General features: G+C 54.5%; 12 protein-coding genes. 1 reads left to right on the top strand and 11 read right to left on the bottom strand.

Features of this window, described 5'->3' with window-relative positions:
* Positions 1-26: 26 nt before the first annotated feature.
* A complete protein-coding gene (gene hrpB / locus MKX76_RS04050; protein ID WP_341033035.1) occupies positions 27-2,540 on the bottom strand; it encodes an ATP-dependent helicase HrpB in 2,514 nt (837 codons plus the stop codon).
* 200 nt (positions 2,541-2,740) lie between these two features.
* Here hrpB and gluQRS point away from each other — a divergent pair, with 200 nt between their 5' ends.
* Positions 2,741-3,733, top strand: coding sequence for a tRNA glutamyl-Q(34) synthetase GluQRS (gluQRS, locus tag MKX76_RS04045; protein ID WP_341033034.1), 993 nt, complete (start codon positions 2,741-2,743; stop codon positions 3,731-3,733).
* A 126-nt stretch (positions 3,734-3,859) separates the two neighbouring features.
* Here gluQRS and MKX76_RS04040 read toward each other — a convergent pair whose 3' ends face one another.
* The 10 genes from MKX76_RS04040 to MKX76_RS03995 all read right to left on the bottom strand — a co-directional run bounded on the left by MKX76_RS04040 (position 3,860) and on the right by MKX76_RS03995 (position 15,635).
* Positions 3,860-4,237: a DnaJ family domain-containing protein gene (locus MKX76_RS04040; protein WP_341033033.1), complete on the bottom strand. Its 378-nt coding sequence runs from the start codon at positions 4,235-4,237 to the stop codon at positions 3,860-3,862.
* Positions 4,238-4,381: 144 nt separating this feature from the next.
* On the bottom strand, positions 4,382-5,185 hold the full coding sequence (locus MKX76_RS04035) for an SDR family oxidoreductase (protein WP_210095105.1): 804 nt from the start codon (positions 5,183-5,185) through the stop codon (positions 4,382-4,384).
* A gap of 377 nt (positions 5,186-5,562) precedes the next feature.
* Positions 5,563-6,291: a hypothetical protein gene (locus tag MKX76_RS04030; RefSeq protein WP_341035022.1), complete on the bottom strand. Its 729-nt coding sequence runs from the start codon at positions 6,289-6,291 to the stop codon at positions 5,563-5,565.
* 116 nt (positions 6,292-6,407) lie between these two features.
* On the bottom strand, positions 6,408-7,160 hold the full coding sequence (locus MKX76_RS04025; protein WP_341033032.1) for a vWA domain-containing protein: 753 nt from the start codon (positions 7,158-7,160) through the stop codon (positions 6,408-6,410).
* Between the two features lie 41 nt (positions 7,161-7,201).
* Complete coding sequence (locus tag MKX76_RS04020) at positions 7,202-9,295, bottom strand: hypothetical protein (protein ID WP_341033031.1); 2,094 nt, start codon at positions 9,293-9,295, stop codon at positions 7,202-7,204.
* A gap of 150 nt (positions 9,296-9,445) precedes the next feature.
* The gene (locus MKX76_RS04015; protein WP_007128627.1) at positions 9,446-9,721 is read right to left on the bottom strand and encodes a WXG100 family type VII secretion target; all 276 of its coding nucleotides are present in this window, start codon (positions 9,719-9,721) and stop codon (positions 9,446-9,448) included.
* A gap of 155 nt (positions 9,722-9,876) precedes the next feature.
* Positions 9,877-10,383: a WXG100 family type VII secretion target gene (locus MKX76_RS04010; protein ID WP_007128628.1), complete on the bottom strand. Its 507-nt coding sequence runs from the start codon at positions 10,381-10,383 to the stop codon at positions 9,877-9,879.
* A gap of 27 nt (positions 10,384-10,410) precedes the next feature.
* On the bottom strand, positions 10,411-11,217 hold the full coding sequence (locus tag MKX76_RS04005; RefSeq protein ID WP_007128629.1) for a hypothetical protein: 807 nt from the start codon (positions 11,215-11,217) through the stop codon (positions 10,411-10,413).
* A 16-nt stretch (positions 11,218-11,233) separates the two neighbouring features.
* Entirely contained in the window at positions 11,234-15,220 is a 3,987-nt protein-coding gene (essC, locus tag MKX76_RS04000; protein ID WP_341033030.1) for a type VII secretion protein EssC, read from the bottom strand.
* Between the two features lie 103 nt (positions 15,221-15,323).
* The gene (locus MKX76_RS03995; protein ID WP_007128631.1) at positions 15,324-15,635 is read right to left on the bottom strand and encodes a hypothetical protein; all 312 of its coding nucleotides are present in this window, start codon (positions 15,633-15,635) and stop codon (positions 15,324-15,326) included.
* Between the last annotated feature and the right edge of the window lie 26 nt (positions 15,636-15,661).

Raw genomic sequence — 15,661 nt, 5'->3', positions numbered from 1 at the left:
ATTTCCGGCTGATGCCTTATGATGCATTATGATGGCTTGGGACGGGTCCGATTCGTCGCGGTAGCTTCAAGCGGATCATCCGGCCAGTAGTGCTTAGGATATCTTCCCTTTAAGTCCTTCTTCACCTCGAAATACCCGCTGGACCAAAAGCTCGCCAAATCCGAGGTCACTTGAACGGGGCGATGAGCCGGCGACAAGAGATGCAGCGTCAGCGCAACCCTGCCTCCGGCAATGCGCGGCGTCTCCTTCATCCCGAACAGCTCCTGCAGCCGGACTGCCAAATAGGGCTTGTCCGGATCGCTGTAATCCACCGGTATTCTGGATCCGCTGGGAACCTGAATATGTGTCGGTGCCTCGCGCTCCAGCTCCTGCTTCATGTCCCAGCTCAGCAAATGGGACAGAAGTCCCGCTAGGCCAAGGCGGCTTAAATCATGGCGGTTCCGGACACCGCCCAGGTACGGCAGCAGCCAGGTATCCGCATTGGCAAGCAAGGCTTCGTCCGATACGTCCGGCCACGCTCCGGCAGGGTCATGCCTCTTCATGAAGGCCATCCGCTCGCGCAGCTGGACAGCCGCTTTGGTCCACGTAAGAAGTCCCAGCCCTTCCCGGCGGATCGCATTTAGAACGGCGGCCGACCGGTCTTCTTCGGTTACACCATCATACGGCTGCTCTCGAATCAGAATTGCGCCCAGCATCAGACGCTGCCTCGCCCTGACGCTGCCGGACGCCGGATCCCAGCTTACTTCCCGGATCAGCTTTATCTCGTCGCGGAAGTGCTCCTCGAGCCACTCTTCCTCTAGCGGAGCCGCAAGTTGAATTAAGCCGTCCGGTCCCTGATCATCAATGACGGCGGCGACGATATAGGACGCCCGGCTTAGCTGCTGGACCGAGGCCAGTCTGATCCCCCGGCCGGTCCGAAGCACATAGCTGCCCGTTCCCCTGCTCTTGGCAATTCGGTCCGGGTAGGCAAATGAGAGCAGCAATCCGCATCGATCGGTCCGCAGGACGCCAGCGTCGGGAATGCCCAGCTCCGAATGGAGCTTCGTAATTTCCTGAAGCATCCGTTTCAGAGCAGCATCATCAACCCCTTCGGGACCGGCATTACCAGAGCCCCTGCGTTCATATTGATCCAGCCGCTCGAGGCGGGACCTAATGTCCTGATCCGCGGCTGATGCTTGCGGACGGAATATGTCCCGCTCCTGAAGCAGCACCGCAAGACGCACAGCCAAAGCAGCTTCGCCGAGCTCCTTTCCCCGAAGGAGCATGTGGGCCAGCCGCGGGTGAATACCCAGGCGAGCCATGCTACGCCCATGATCCGTGATTTGTCCCGACTCGTCCAACGCGCCAAGCTGGCGAAGCAGTTCTTGGCCCTGTGCGAACGCCGCCTTGGGCGGAGGGTCAAGCCATGCAAGCTGCAGCGGGTCCCGAGTCCCCCAGGCTGCCAGCTCCAGCGCGAGCGGCGCCAAATCCGATTCTCGAATCGCCGGCTCGGTATGCTCAGGAAGATGTCGGTGCTCCTCCTCGCTCCACATCCGGTAACAAACGCCGGCGGATATTCGCCCGGCCCGTCCTCTTCGCTGGTCGGCGGAAGCTTTGGAAAGCCGTCTCGTGATCAGCTGCGGAAGACCGGTGCGCGGTGAGAAGACCTCGGTACGGGCATATCCGGAATCGACGACCACCTTGATCCCCTGGATCGTTATACTGCTCTCAGCAATGCTGGTGGACAGCACCACTTTGCGGCTCCCAGCCGGATCCGGCCTTATCGCTTCATCCTGCATCTCTGGCGAAAGCGTACCGTGTAACTGGCGAATGACGATGTCGCCTCCTAGATTGGCCTGCTGCAGCTCGTTTGCTGTACGCCTAATTTCCCTAGCACCCGGAAGAAAGACTAAGATATCGCCCTCCTGCTCCGAAAGCGCCAGCTGAATGGCCCGAGCTGCTCCTTTATGTAATTCCTCCAGGCGTGAAGCGTGCAAATATTTGGTTGCAACCGGATAAGAGCGGCCCTCGCTCACAATAACAGGTGCTCCCCCCAGCAGCTTGGCTACAGGCTCTGCCTCGAGCGTAGCCGACATGATGAGCAGGCGCAGGTCATCGCGCAGAACGGACTGCGATTCCAGCGCAAACGCAAGGCCGGTATCCGCCTGCAGGCTTCGTTCATGATATTCATCGAATATAATCATGCCGGTACCGGACAACTCGGGATCCTCCTGCAGCATTCGGGTCAGGATCCCTTCCGTAACGACCTCGATCACGGTCCGGTCGCTTACCCGGCTATCCATCCGCACCCGGTATCCGACGGTCTCGCCTACCCGCTCCCCGAGCGCTGAAGCCATGTATCGGGCTGCGGACCGGGCGGCAAGTCTTCGCGGCTCAAGCATGATGATCCGCCGGCCCTGCAGCCACGGCGCCTTCAGGAAGGCCAGCGGAACTTGTGTGGTCTTGCCCGCCCCCGGTTCCGCGATCAGAACGGCAGCATTCCGCTCACCGAGAACAGCGGTTAATTGCGGTAATACTTGATGTATGGGAAGTTGGTTCATTTTTAACTCGTCTCCATCATTCGCATAAAATTTGCTCTTTCTATAATTTGCTCTCCCTGTTCTTGTTTCGCAATAGGACGCGAGTCTATCGGTTAGCATGCCTCCTCTGGAAACACAACGCCCATTTGCGCTACAATACATTATATTAAAACATCTCCCTCGGATATTTTAAAGAAGATGCAGTCAAGAAGGTGAAAATGATGCAGCAAGAAACTATATGCCGCGGACGCTTTGCCCCGACGCCGTCGGGAAAGATGCATATCGGCAACGCACTCACCGCGTTATTAGGATGGCTGCAGATGAGAAGTTTGAACGGACGCTATATTCTTCGGATCGAGGATATCGATGAACAGCGCTCGCGCGAAGAGCTCGTTGATGAACTGATGCGGGATTTGATGTGGCTCGGTCTCGACTGGGACGAAGGGCCCGATGTCGGGGGCAGCTTTGGGCCGTATATCCAGACCGAACGAAAGACGCTGTACGAAAGCGCGCTCTCGAAGCTGAAGGAGGCGGGACTGCTCTATCCGTGCTATTGCAGCCGCGCTGACATTATGGCCGCTGCTAGCGCCCCGCATGGCTTGGCCTCCGAAGGCCGCCGCTATCCAGGCACCTGCAGGCATTTAACGAAGGCAGAAGCGCTGCGCAAAGAGCAGCACAAGAAGCCTTCCCTGCGTATGAAGGTTCCCGAGCAGGCGATTGTCTTCACCGACGATATCGTCGGCCCCCAAGTCTATCCGCTCGAGAAGAGCGGCGATTTTGTTGTCCGCAGAGCGGATGAGATGATCTCTTACCAGCTTGCCGTCGTTGTTGATGACGCATTGATGGGGATCACCCACGTGTTGCGGGGCGCTGATCTGCTTGATTCTACCCCCAGGCAGCTGCTTTTGTACGAAGCTCTCGGTTACAAGCCTCCGCGCTTTGCCCACGTTCCCTTGATCGTAGATGCCGAGGGCAAGCGGCTGGCCAAACGGAACCGTGGACTGAGCCTGTCCTTTTTGCGGGGACAAGGGATCCAGCCTCAGCGAATCGTCGGATGGCTCGCCTGGGCTGCCGGGTTGATTCCCTCTCCAGAGCCGGTTTCACCATCCGAGCTGGTCCAAAGCTTTGATATGGCTCAAATTACGCCGGAGCCGATCAAACTGACCCATGATGCTCTGAAGATGCTGTTTGCTCCGATGCCCAACCTGCAATAAAGCAGGCACAACAAGAAGCGCCAGTCGTCATTCGAGGCCGAATGGCAGCTGGCGCATGCTTTATATAAACCGTCTATTGGCTTTTATTGGCTTTTATTGGCTTTTACATCCATCTCTTCGCTGTTTCTATTCATCTACCAGTCGTTCCCTGATACGGGATTCGTACTGCATGAACGCACCGCTCGATCCAAGCCCACGCTGCTCCAGCAGCATCTGCAGCCTCAGCTGCTTCTCGTTCAGCTTACGTCTCAGCTGCTCCTGCTCTCCATCATGCTGTGCAGCATTGAGCAAATCATACAGGCGGATGCATTCCTTCCTCAAGCTGACTTCCTCCGGAACATACCCCGCATTCTTCATAATTCGGTAGGACATTCTAAGATCCTCCGGGATATGGGATAAATCATCAACCGGGATCTTTTTGCCGGCCATCGGCAAATTGTCCAGCTCTCCGTTGCGAACCGCTTCCTCGATCTTCTGTTCCGCCAACCTGGAAAAGATCCCCATAATAGCCCCCTCTGTTTTCCATACTCGCTCAAAAACGCCTTAAAAGCATTTAACTCCCATGCTCGCAGCCACATGTTTCAGATATATATTCTATCATAATCCAGCAGGTTTAGGATTCCAAGCCGAAATCATGATTATTCGTTGTCAGAGGAGGGATTCCGCTCCATCGATAAAGATTTGGGCGCCGGTAATATGTCTGGATTGGTCGGAGGCAAGGAAGGCGACCAGATCCGCAACCTCCTCGGGTTGTCCGGGACCGTCCGCCAACGGCTGGCTTCCTTCCGGATACTCGACCGGAATCGTAATCTCGTCCAGGTTGTCCTTCTTCTTCGTGCTTTGGTCGATATTCGTGGCGATCGCTCCCGGACAGATCACATTGACCCTGATTTTGAACTTCGCCAGCTCTAGCGCAGCCATTTTGGCAAACGCCACCTGTCCTGCCTTGGTGGTGCTGTATGCGCTCATCCCGAAATTCGAGAACGTCCGCGTGCCGTTAACCGAACTAGTGATAATAATACTGCCTTGACCGCGTTTTTTCAGATGGGGAAGGGCGTATTTAACCGTCAAAAAAGTACCGTTCAGATTCACTTTCAACGTTTTCTCCCATTCCTCCAGCTTCATTTCGTCAATCGGAGCGAGCACGCCGTTAATCCCTGCATTTGCAAATACGATATCCACTCCTCCGAAAATTTCCACCGTCTCAAGCACAGCCTTCTCGACCCGGTCCGGATCGGTAATATCCACATCGAACGCTCTTGCGGATCCCTCGCGCAGGGCGTTGATTTCCGCCTCCGCCTTGTTCGTCCGCTCATCCAGCAGATCGAACAGGGCAACATTCGCCCCCATGAGCGCAAGCTTGACGGCTGCTGCCTTCCCGATCCCCGATCCTGCTCCCGTAATGATCGCTGTTCTCCCATGCATGCTTCCCTGAACTTCATTCATCTTCATCCACGCTCCTTTATCTCATAACCTCGTAGGTTCGTCTGTCACAAGATTACCCAAAAGAGCGTGTTTTATAATCCGCATTTCGATAATTTTGCCAATACCATGAAATACACGGCTCCGACCAAAATGAAATGAACAGAAAGAACCATTTAGAGCGAAGAAGATTTGACACGGTTGTAAGTCGCTGGATCAAGTGCTGGCGATTTTTGTTACGCATGTGGCATGTGGTTAGCTAACGCACCGTTCTGTAAAGCCGAGAACCAAGCGCGGTGGGCTTTCCCGGCGAAAAAAGGAGCTGTTCCAAAGTCTGCTTAAATCGACGACTTCGGAAACACCTCCTGCTCTCCAGCTATCATGCTATTATGTTATCCTGCTGATCCCTACCACATAATCTCCAGAAACGAAGCGTCATCCTCCAGCCCGCCTGTATGCAATGCGTTCATAAGCACTTGGACCTGGTCATCCGGTATCGGCTCCTTCATCGGGTCCAGGTCGTTCAGACCATCACTGTACATTTGCAGTCGATAGCCCAAGTCATGCTCCAATCGGCATTGGTATACATGGGGCTTCCCGCCCACCGGTCCGCTTTTGGATGACCAGCGCTCGGCCGTACGAAACCGGTCGCCGAATATAGGCGAAATTTCATGCTGTCCTTGCCACAGCCGCAAGCGGGAATCCCCCTGCCATGCCAGCCATAGCCTGCCTTTTCGCCTGAACCGGGTCGGCAGCTCGATCCGTCCGCACACATACATCGCCTCGCTGCCCATTCGCTGCTTCTCCTCCAGCACCTCACGCAGCAGCTTGGGCGCCTTGGCATCGACGGACAGGCTGCGCATCTCCCGCTCCGCCTCCTGCGTCAGCTCAAACAGCTTGCGTTCCAAGGCTGGCTGCGACAGCTCATCCTGCGAATGAAGCCACCCCATTAGCCCCCGTCCGAGGAGCTGGGAAGCGACATCGCCACGGTAGCTTAAGCCGACTCCGTCGCACAGCACGAACCGGCAGACGTCCCGATCGATCGCGAAAGCCATGAAATCCTGGCCTCTCTCCGACATCATGACCGATTCCGCAGCTCTGCCGTAAGCGTACCGGCAAATGAACTGTTCTTCCACCCGGGTCAAGGGCTCCTCCCCGGTCTGTTTGCTCTCATAATAATAGGAGGTTGACCGCGCCCTTTTCCTTCGTCCGCTCCAAACTTCTGCGTTTGCAAATGACCGCTTCATAGCCGTTACCTTACCGGTGTCGCTGCCGACATCTGGAATCCAATGGACACGAGCTCCGAGCAGGTGCCGGGAAGCATCATTAATGCACCCGGACTAAGCTGATAGTCCGCCTCCACCAGCATTTCCCGATAGCTCTCGGGGAGTGCCGAAGACATCATCTTCAGCTTGCGGGCGTGCTCGTCCTCAAGCGGCGTGTCCGGCAATATCCCCTTCCAGCGGCGCGGTTCCGTGATCGGCTGGCTCATCAGATGATCGGAAATAAAGATATTCTCCACAAGCACATTGCCGTCCGGAACACTCATGCTCATGATCCGGCGTGCGATCGGCTCCGGATCCTCGCCTGTTGAAACACCGTCGGTCATATGGCACACGAGCGGTGCTGGGCAATCCTGCATATTCGGAATTTCCATCTGCAATATTTTCTCTGCTTGTGAAAAAGCCTTTGCCGAATCGGAGAACCGCTTCGGCGTCAAATCCGGCAGGGAGCCGATGGCCGCAATTTCATCGATGCCTTTGATGCCGCCCAGCAAATCGTATACATCATCGCTGTATGCCAGGATCGCAATCCGGTAACGCGGCGTAAGCCGGTTCCCCTTCGTTGAACGGAATACCATCTGCCGGATGGCTAGAGACAAAGCTTCATAAACGACGTCGATCCGCCTCTTGTCCTCCATGACCATATTCATCGATGCGCTGATATCGATCAGGTATATAATGAGCGCGGGCGTGCGCTGTGATGCTTGTATGGTATAGTTCATCGCGAAACCTTCACCCCTGCTAATTCTTCAGTTAATGTTTCCTACAGCTTAGGTATCCAGAAGCTGTCGTCCTCTAAGAACTTGTTCAAATTGTTGCGGCGGCTGATCATACTGCCAACCGTCCGGTTATAAGCAGCATCCTTGTTGTACAGGGTCATGAACTGACGGGCGAAGTTTTTGGCGCGGTCCTTATTACCCGCGACCTGCGCATTATACGCTTTGTTGTATAACGCCACCAGCTCCACAATATTTTGGGAGCGCTGCTTCTGCAGCTGTTCCGCCCGAGCAGCTTGCTCTCTTGCTTTTCGTTCCGCCTCAGCCTGGGCAGCCGCTTTGGCAGCGGCCTCCTCCTGCGCGGCTTTTCTCTTCTTCTCTTCCAGCTGAGCAAGATAGGCTTCGTATTTCGCCTGTTTATCGTACTTTTCCTGAAGCTCCTGCTTCTTTTTCTTCTCCTCCAGCGATGCGAGGTAGGCCTCATACTTTGCCTGCCTCTCGTATTTGGCCTGAAGCTCCGCTTTTTCTTTGGCTTTGCGGGCTTCTTCCGCCTTCTTCGCGGCTTCTTCCGCCCTCTTGGCTTCTTCTGCCTTCTTCGCTTCTTCCGCGGCCTTTTTCGCTTCTTCGGCCTTCCGAGCTTCCTCGGCTTTCTTCGCCGCTTCCTCTTCCTGCTGCTTGCGTGCAGCTTCCGCCTGTTCCTTGGCCTGCTGCTCGGCCAGACGCTGAGCCTCAAGCTGCTTGCTCTCCGCCTTCTCCGCCAGGATCTGGTTAACCGTCAAGGCCGACCCGGCCAGGATAACAATCGCCGCAGCCGCGGAGATCATGAACTTGCGGGAGGTCAGCAGCGCCTTTAGCCCTTTTTTGCCAGGGTCCTCCGGAGGAAACAGCTCCTTCTCCAGACCTGCGATCGCTGCAGCAAGCTCCACCTCAAGCGGACTGTCCTTCTTAACAAAATGATAGGCCGAACGAAATATTTCGAGCGCCCCGGACAAATTGCCCGCAGCCTCCAAGTCCCGGGCCTGATGAAACAGGCGGGAAACCACATTATCGTTAACTTCCCGGGTTCCAGGCTGGATGCCCAGCGATTCCATCAATTCAGCAGGCACTTCTGCAGGACTTCCGGAAGGCGATTCGGCTGGCTTTTCTTGCGTATTCGTATCTGCAACCTCAACGGCCGCAGCAGCCGGCGGGGCTTCCTGCACCTCCTCCTCGCTTACGGAGGACAAGGCGATCAGCCACTCGCCGAACGTCGGGCAGCTGCTCAGGTCCTGGCTGTCCCAAGCTCTGCCGAACAGGTCGGCGATCCGGGAGCCCCAGCGTTGACCGAGCGATTTTTTCAACAGGAAATATCGCTCGCACGGCGTCTGCATTTCATGCTGGTCGAAGTAACTTTCGCCCCAGGCACGGTTGACGATCGCCGGATCGCTCCATCCCAGCATCTCCGCGATAATGACAGCGCCTGCGAACCGGTCCGCATACGCGCTCCACAAACCGCTGTGCACCGTCCGGTGAGCGGCATAACCCGGGGACCCTGCAAGCAGGACGTCCGGGCGGTCCATCTTGGGGCTGTACATTTGCTCCACGTCCACAAGCTCTACGGCGGCTGCTCCTTCCGGCAGCTTCACTTCCGAAAAAAACGGAAGCATGACATTAGGCGCAGACAGATCACAATGCGCCAATCCGCGCTGCTCCATGCTTGAGCCGATAGCGGCCAGCGCCTTGGCAAGCATAAGACTTTCAGAACGCCCGATATTCCGCTGATCACTGATCACATCGAACCAGGTGCATCCATGGACCCAGGGCATAATGACCGCATACAGCAAATCAGGGTATTCTGCTATCAAATCTCCGTTTCTTTCGGGAGTGAGCACCTCACGGTTGCATACCCGCAAACCCGGCATTTCTTGATAGCTGCCCAGATGCTCGGATTGATATACCATCGCGGGAATTCTGAATTTAGGAAAAAAGACTTTGAGCGCTTTGGCTTGATAAATCTCACCGTCAACAGGAATCAGCTGGTATACAATTCCCTGCCTTCCTGCTTGGGCATAGGCTACGCCGGGAGCGGCAGGATGCTGTCCTACCGTATAGGCCGTACCATTGATTACGATTCCGTCGCCAGGGTTAGGCTGAAAAGTCACGAACAATCACCCTCTCTTAAACACCATCACCCGCCTTCTGAAGGCGGGTTTCACTATATAAAGATCCTGGATTGCAAGAAAACCGGGCTGTCTGGCACCCGGTTTATCTGCCCTATGAATCTATTATAAAACAAAAGATCCTTGTATGGATTAACGAGATTCGTCAGCCATACGGAATTTCTGAGCGATCGCTCTCAGCTCGTTGCTGATGCTGTCAAGAGTCTGAACAAAGGATTGCATCAGACGGCTTGCTTCCTGGAATTCTTGGAAGAAGCGCTGCTTTGTCATACCGTCCCATTGTCCTTCCATTCCGTTGATGGATTGGGTCAGACTGTTAACGATCTGCTGACTTTGCTCACCGCTCTGCTTAAATTGATTTGCTACTTGTTCTACCTGTTCTGGCGTAATTAAAATACGACCTGCCATGTATGTAACCTCCTTGAAATTCAATTTCTGGTGACACTTGACATCTTAGCCTACAGGCCTAGGTTTATCAAAATGTCCTCAGACCTAATTTCCAGTTACCCTATACGTCCCAAGTTGAAACCTAATCTTTATCCGTTCGTCCTAAGTTTTGGAAATCAATTGGCTATGCTGAGGGAAGAAGGATCGGTAAAAGTCCAGCTTTGACCTGCCAGTGCGGCCTGCTTCACCGAATTCCCCTTCTCTTCGCTCGTCATCCCGACAGCGGCTGCCACCGAGCTCGGATTCGAAATGACCGAGACCGAGCTATGCTCGGGCAGTATGGAGACACGGTCTTCCATACCGGAAGCAGAGAACAGCGCCGTAGGGGATACCGTGATGATCGCATGCTCCAAAATGCTGTGGTACTGGTGATCCGTTTCTTGAAATTGATCCGCTTTGTTTTGAAGATGCTTGCCCAGCTGAACTAGAAGGGCTCCCAGATGCTCCCCCAGCTTCTGGGCAGACTGCCACTCATCGATAACCGCCGCTTTGAGAGAAGTTTCCCATATCAGCGAATTCATCGCCTGACCCAATCTTCTCGTCATCGCAAAGTATTCTTCGCCACTGAGTTGCAGCTGACGGCTTAACGTCCGGAGTGATTCCGGCTCGACAGAAATACGCATTGGTCCTCACCTTTCATACGGGCTCTGTTACTGTTTCAGCCACATGAGAAGCATATGACGAAACTGCTCTTTGGTTGCTGGCGCTGCGGTAAGCCAGTCCTGGTCTCCCTCCAGGCTCATTCGCAGAAGCCAATTCATGGACTCATTCACAATAAACGCTGCATTTTGACTCTCCCAGCTGGTTCCGTTCCAAATCGACAGCTGGAGCTCCCCCGAGGAAATTTTGTTCTTCATGCATTTGGCCAGTGCGATCGATCCTTCCGCATCATCGGTTAACCGGGCCAGCCGATCACCGATTTCTTCCCCGCTGTGCAGGGGTGCCGAGGTATAGATGTCGCCGAACTCCTTCCGGCTTAACAGGAGTGCGGGGATATCTCCCCAGTTGTGATCGCTGAGCGCAAGATCCTCGACCAACTGATCACAAGCCTGTTCAATCGTACCGAGCTCGCTAAGCATATAACACCGGTTGTCTTCGCTGCTTCTGCACACTTGTATTACTCGTTCGTCGGTAACATGCAGATATCCTTCAAATGACTTAACCTGAGTTTCGTATTTCAACCAGCATGCACGCTCCGCAAGTCCCGCAATAGCAACTCTCGAAAACACTTCAGGAGGAATTGACAATTCCCCGCCCTCTTCTTGTATCAAGTATTGCTTGCTTAACAAAGATTGTTTGGCATTTTCCCATTCCTCTGCAATTTCTTCGGTTAAGTACCCGACAAAGGGATCCTCAACGCCAAGCAATCTGTCCGATCCGATAATTCCAGCCAAGAAGAAAAATTCCTTATCGTTCAGAGTGATTGTTTCTTGTTTGGAAGCATGAATTGTCAACATTATGAGCCACCTCCCCTCAAACTACAACATGCCATCGGTCGCGAATTTCTGAGACCCATCTCTGGGCATTCCACTCTTCATGAAACGGAATTGCGCCTTTTATTCTGGAAAATTTGCGTTTTACATAGTACCCTTGTCCCGGAGGAAGAATCTTTAGTCCTCCAGGACTATTCGCAGATTCGGAAAAAGGAATTCTAAAGAAGGATAAATCGTTCGAATCCAGGGTTCCGAATAAAAACCCATTTTGCGCCGCTTTTATATCGGTAAACCAGTCGACGCCGTATGTCGGAAAGTCAGCAGGCACGCCGGCCACGATAACATGGACATTCCGGTCCCGCCCTTGCCTTACAATGGCTGACAACTGATCCTTCAAAGTAAAATCGTTAAGCTGCTTGCTCAGCACGTCGGCATCGTCAATAAGAAGCACGATGGCTGGATCTTCGCTGTCCTTGGACCTGCCCTGAATCCGCTCATGCAGGCCGGAGATCACGGAAGCAAGCTCCTCTTCATTCTCGGCATGACCGCGGACATGCGGCAGATGATTCAACCGGCTCAGGCCGCTGCTCCCGTACCGTGTATCCACGGTATATATTTCGAGAGCCTCCGGCGGCGTATAGTAGGCAAGCGCCAGCATCCAGCTGAGCAGGAATGAAGTTTTGCCGCCCTCCATCGGACTTGCGACGATGAAATGAGGTCCGTCCGATAGGTTGATCGTAAATGGCGACAAGTCGTCCGTTGCAACGCCGACCGGAACCTCATATGGATCCATCCTGCCGCGTTCGAACGGCTCGTCCACCTTCAGCAGCTGATGGAGCGGGATCTGTTCCGGCAGGGATTCAATCGGAGGTGCTTCCTCGCCTTGCCAGGACTTCGCGATGTCACGGATGAGCTGGCGAAGCGCCGAAGAGCGGTCTCCCTCCTCCTGTCCCGGAGCCGGCAGAGCCGTCTGGAATTCCAGCGGCGGAACCTGGCCTTTCACAAGCCCCCTGCCTGGCGGAAGCTGGCTTGGCGCTTTCGCCGGCCGGCCTACGGCATAGTAATAATCAGCCGGATCGGCCAGTTCGTAAGAAACCGCATGGGCAATATTGCTCCGCACCTTTTCGAACATATCCGACACCCGGTTTGCCGTCATAACAAACGTAATGCCAAGACTGCCGCCTTCACGCAGCAAATACTCGAGCATATCGTTCTCTTCCGTGTACGTATTGCGGAAATTCAAATACCCGTCGATGACAACGATCAGCTGAGGCACGGGCTCGGACGACGCTCTGCGGTATGCAGCGACCGTCTTCACCCCGGCTTCCGCGATCATATCCTTGCGCTGACCCGCGATTTTGGCAAGATAACGGAACAGGCGTTTAATCCGGTCCTCTTCCTCCGCCGTCATAACCGCACCGACATGAGGCAGCACGGTGAAGTCCCGCATCATACGGCCCATGTCGACAACGTAGCCATGCCAATCGTCAGGCGTATAGCGCCGAGCCAGCGACATCAGCATCGTCTGAATAAAGGTGGTCTTCCCAAGTCCAGGCATGCCGTATACGGCCCAATGCCCCTGCTCCAAATTGAGGACCAGCGGACGCTGGCATTGATTAGGTAAATCGTCCACCGTTCCTACATAAGACTCAAGCGGTCTGCGGCCAATCGCTGCGCCCAGCATCGGCTCCTCCACGTCAGCCATGACCGTGTCGAGGTCCAGAGTCTCAGGCAGCGGGGGCAGCCATGGGCCCTGCAGCCGTTCAATTCCTTGCCGCTCGGCCACTTGGGCCAAATGGTCGATAAATACTTGGAGCTGCTTCGGCTGCTCCTGTTGAGCTCCCGCGCTGTGTTCGGAAGCAAGCAGCGGTTCGGTTTTTCCGTTCAGGCGCACCTCGCGGATCACGATCGCGCCATCGGAGTCCATCTCCTCTACATAAGGAGCACCGCTCCAAGCGAATTGCATCTCCTCGAATACCTCGTCGCTTCCGACCTGAAAATACCCCCGACCCGGCTTGTTGATCCAGGCTGCGTTCGGTATTTTCAGCATATCCCGGCTGTCCCCCTCGCTTTGAACACGGAGACAGATACGGAAACGGGAGTTGCTCCAGATTTTGTCATCCACGACACCTGCCGGCTTCTGGGTCGCAAGAATCAGATGGACGCCGAGCGTCCGCCCGATCGCAGCGATACTGATAAGCTCGTCCATGAATTCAGGCTGATCCTTCTTTAATTGCGCGAATTCGTCAATAATGATGACCAGATGCGGCAGCGGTTCGCCCGGACGGTTGCGGAGATGCTTATAATATTCGTCGATATGCTGGAGATTGCCCGCATCATTTAATATTTTCTGACGCCGCACCAGCTCGGCCTTAAGAGATACCTTTGCGCGCTCGATCAGATTGTTGTCCAGATTCGTAATGGTACCCACGACATGCGGCAGGTTCACGAACGTATTGGACATGCCCCCGCCCTTGTAGTCGATCAGCATGAACGCAAGATCATGCGGGTGGAATTCAGCGGCCAGCGAAGCCACGATCGATTGAATGACCTCACTCTTCCCCGACCCTGTCGTTCCGGCAATCAATCCGTGGGGCCCATGTCCCTGACGCTCTATTTTATCATGAAGATTCAAATTAATCTTCTTGCCTCCGGCGCGGACGCCCATTGGAACCGGCAGCGTGTCCGGGTAGCGGTTTTGCTGCCAGCGACGGTAAACATCGAAATCCCCGATGCATTGAATGTCCATCATTTCAAACAGAGGCAGGATGCTCGGAATATCCGATGCAGAGGAGCGCTTCAGCCGGATAGGTGCCATATAACGCGCCAAGGCCTCCATCTGTTCACGGCTGATATGATGGGGCTGGAAGGCTTGACGGGACACCGTGCCGTCCGGTTTCTTCACCGTATATTCCGCTTGGTCGCGTCCCACCTCCACGATCAGCTGGCAGTGCATCGGCAGGCTTTCCTTGCGGTCGGACAGGACAATCGTTACCGCATCGATGGCTTCGCCATCCTCCATAAGCAACGGCAAAAGCGGCTCTTCCTCGATAAGGTGAGTGCCGGACAAAATGACGACATAGGCCGGAGTCACGATCGACTTGTTACCGTATTCAGACCGATTGTTCTTGCGGCGATGAAGCTGCGTGAAGATTTCGTCGGCCAGCTGGTGGGCGCTGCTCCGGCGGTCCGCCAAATAGCGGCTTGACCGGTCATCGTCCCATGTATGCGGAAGCCACCGCAGCCATTGCCACTCGGTGGACTCCTTTTCTTCATAAAAGGCTGCAATTTTCACTTCATCAGGTGAGTGCCTTACAGCTGACTGTGCCATAAGAACCCTCAGCATGTTCAAGACCTGGTCTCTTCCTCCTACGATTCCGATCACCTTCGACTCGAATAACGGAAGCGCGATCGAAGCATCCTCGACGGTTTGAAACTCGGAGGCCAAGCCTTCTGCAGCTTCAATCAGCGGGTCTTTGTCATACCCGTCGGCACGGGGCGTCTTGACCCGGATGCGGAACGGCACTTGCCCTTTGCCGGCGCACACTTCAAGAAAATCCGAATCCTCCGGGGAACGCTCCCACAGATTGCTGCTGCGGTTCTTCACAACGTGAAAGCACACGTCGGGATCGCCGTGAATATCGAACAGCGTCTCAACCTGTTCTTTCTGCCGCTCCTTAAGCTCCTCGCGATGGAGCTCGAGCTGGGCCCGATACTTCTGATTGCGCTCCTCAAGCTTCTTCTGATACGACTTCTTGTTGCTCAGGTACATAAAGAACGGAAGGGTATATGAGGTCAGCATCATCATAATGGACAGCACGATATAAGGACTCCCAGCCCCCATTTTCCCACTCATGCTGATATATACATAGAATCCGATCGTCGCAGCCGTCATTATGATCGGAATTATGATCGAGATCAAGGAGAAGGAAGGCTTGCTGGGCTCGGACGGCGGCCTCAAAATCTCCATGTCTTCATCGGGTAAAGCCGGTTTAATACGCGGCGAACGTTGATATAACACGTTCATATGTCACTTTCCTCCTAATCGAGAGCATCTGGTAGGTTCATTAATTATGTATGTTGTTGATCTAGCATGTTTCAACCAAAACCAAGGGGTTATTTACCCAAATTCAGCCTTCTTGAAACAACGATCTTCTGCCATAGACGGGCGCCTCCTCCGTGGTGGTGGAATATGCCCGCTGCAGGCGGATGTAAGAACCTTCTCTCAACCCTGCCTCGACAAGGCTTGAACGGCCTTCAACCTTGAACCACAAGCCTTCAGGAAACTTCGCTTCCAATATATATTGAATTCCGTCCCCCGACGGTCCATGAAACAAACGCAAGCCCAGCAGCTCGACCAGCCGTTCGATGGAGCATTCGTCTGGAACATCGATATCAAACCATTCTTCTTCGTTACGCCCGCTGATTACGGTAAGAATCATCCGGTCAACCCTGCCTTTCGAATTCA

The sequence above is a fragment of the Paenibacillus sp. FSL R5-0810 genome, from assembly GCF_038002285.1.
GTDB lineage: Bacteria > Bacillota > Bacilli > Paenibacillales > Paenibacillaceae > Paenibacillus_AQ > Paenibacillus_AQ lactis.
This window is presented reverse-complemented; position numbering and strand designations above follow the sequence as displayed.

What these genes read in the sequence shown, in the direction of transcription:
- hrpB (WP_341033035.1), bottom strand. Translation starts at nt 2,540, where the DNA reads ATGAACCAACTTCCCATACATCAAGTATTACCGCAATTAACCGCTGTT.
- gluQRS (WP_341033034.1), top strand. Translation starts at nt 2,741, where the DNA reads ATGCAGCAAGAAACTATATGCCGCGGACGCTTTGCCCCGACGCCGTCG.
- MKX76_RS04040 (WP_341033033.1), bottom strand. Translation starts at nt 4,237, where the DNA reads ATGGGGATCTTTTCCAGGTTGGCGGAACAGAAGATCGAGGAAGCGGTT.
- MKX76_RS04035 (WP_210095105.1), bottom strand. Translation starts at nt 5,185, where the DNA reads ATGAAGATGAATGAAGTTCAGGGAAGCATGCATGGGAGAACAGCGATC.
- MKX76_RS04025 (WP_341033032.1), bottom strand. Translation starts at nt 7,160, where the DNA reads ATGAACTATACCATACAAGCATCACAGCGCACGCCCGCGCTCATTATA.
- MKX76_RS04015 (WP_007128627.1), bottom strand. Translation starts at nt 9,721, where the DNA reads ATGGCAGGTCGTATTTTAATTACGCCAGAACAGGTAGAACAAGTAGCA.
- MKX76_RS04010 (WP_007128628.1), bottom strand. Translation starts at nt 10,383, where the DNA reads ATGCGTATTTCTGTCGAGCCGGAATCACTCCGGACGTTAAGCCGTCAG.
- MKX76_RS04005 (WP_007128629.1), bottom strand. Translation starts at nt 11,217, where the DNA reads ATGTTGACAATTCATGCTTCCAAACAAGAAACAATCACTCTGAACGAT.
- essC (WP_341033030.1), bottom strand. Translation starts at nt 15,220, where the DNA reads ATGAACGTGTTATATCAACGTTCGCCGCGTATTAAACCGGCTTTACCC.
- MKX76_RS03995 (WP_007128631.1), bottom strand. Translation starts at nt 15,635, where the DNA reads ATGATTCTTACCGTAATCAGCGGGCGTAACGAAGAAGAATGGTTTGAT.